Source organism: Streptomyces phaeochromogenes (assembly GCF_001418655.1).
In the GTDB taxonomy this organism is placed as follows: domain Bacteria; phylum Actinomycetota; class Actinomycetes; order Streptomycetales; family Streptomycetaceae; genus Streptomyces; species Streptomyces phaeochromogenes.
Map to the genome: position 1 here is coordinate 1 of NZ_LIQZ01000627.1, position 1,481 is coordinate 1,481.

Genomic DNA, 1,481 nt, shown 5'->3' on the forward strand with positions numbered 1-1,481 from the left:
CCGTGGTGTAGCGGGCTACACCACGAGGACGGGGCCCCGCTCTCCATGCGCGGGGCACCCCGCGGCAGCTCCAAGCCCGAACGGCGTGAGGAAGACGACACGGCAGGCGGCCAGCACAACGGTCCAGCTGGCCCGGGCCACGGTCCTGACCATCGACACGATGCTCGTCCTCACGGCCCTGCTGATCACGGCCACGGGCGCCATCGCGGTGGTGGGCGCGGGGCTGCTCCCGGAGACGGTGACGCCGGATCACTGGACCGCCGGGGCAAGCGCCGCCGGGGACCGAGTGGACGGGCGAGCGGTCGAGCGGATCCCGGAGGCATGCCTCCCCTGGACGACGACCCGCTCCGCACCCGGCTGCGCACCGCGGTCCACGCCCCGACACACTCATGGACCTGCGCTGGATGTTCGCCCAATACGGCTAAGCCACCCTGCTGCCGATCATGATGCTCCCTCTGTGGCCGACGGAGCTGCTGGTGGACGGCGTCGGCTGCGGACTCCTGAACCGCTCCCCGCGCGTCCGCTCCCTGATCACCCGCCTGACGGACCTTGAGGCCAGGTGGCCCACCGCCCTCGTAAAGCCCTCGCCCAGGGCACGTCTGAGCGAGCGGGGCGAGGAACCGACCGCGACGAAGGCGGGAGGGGTCGTCGGCCAAGAGGCCGAACTGCGCTGCGTCGAACAGGACTTGCGGGACGGCGCCCAGGCCCGCCTGGTCTCCTTCTCAATGCGCCTCGGCCTGGCGAAACGCGCGTACGAGCACGACCCCGCCACTGCCCGCAAACTCCGGGACCTCGCCCAGGACCAGGCGGAGGAGGCCCTGACGGAGCTCCGCCACGTCGTCCGCGGAATCCACCCACCGATCCTCACCGACCGCAGACTGGCGGGCGCCGTACGGGCACTCGCCGCGAGCAGCGGCCTGGACGTCACCGCCGACACGGGCCACCTGGAGACTGGCCCCCGGGCCCCGGCGGGCGTCGAGGCAGCCGCCTACTTCACCGTGGCCGAGGCCCTGACGAACACCGCGAAACACAGCGGTTCGGGCCGGGCCTCGGCCCAACTCACCCGCGTAGCAGCAGGCTTGACTGTAACCGTCTCCGACAAGGGCCACGGCGGCGCCGACGAGACAACCGGCTCGGGCCTGCCCGGAATGCGCCGCCGGGTCGCGGCACTCGACGGCACGGTACGGCTGACGAGCCCGACCGGAGGACCGACGGTGATCGAGGCGGGGTTGCCGTGTGGGTGGTGAGTGGGGGGCAAGACCTCTACATGACCTCTAGGTGCCGGGGCCCAGGGCCAGAGGGCTGCCTTCCCACCCGACCGAAAGGAACCCCACCCGGGCACCACACGGGCAGCACACCGACACCGAGCCCGCCCACAGGCCACCCCCGGACCACTGCCCACCCAGCCCCCACGCTCGTCCGCTACGCTGTTCCCGGTACCTCTCCCTGCCACCAGGAGGAGGGCTGGGGACACGCACGAC

General features: G+C 72.2%; 1 protein-coding gene. It reads left to right on the plus strand.

Going from position 1 to position 1,481, the window contains the following annotated elements; translation table 11 throughout:
• Nucleotides 1–443: 443 nt before the first annotated feature.
• Nucleotides 444–1,247, plus strand: a complete 804-nt coding sequence (locus AOK17_RS46860) for a sensor histidine kinase (protein ID WP_342671577.1) — start codon at nt 444–446, stop codon at nt 1,245–1,247.
• The last annotated feature ends 234 nt before the right edge of the window (nt 1,248–1,481 follow it).

Excerpts from the sequence above, each read along its gene's own strand:
- AOK17_RS46860 (WP_342671577.1), top strand. The coding sequence starts at position 444 with ATGATGCTCCCTCTGTGGCCGACGGAGCTGCTGGTGGACGGCGTCGGC.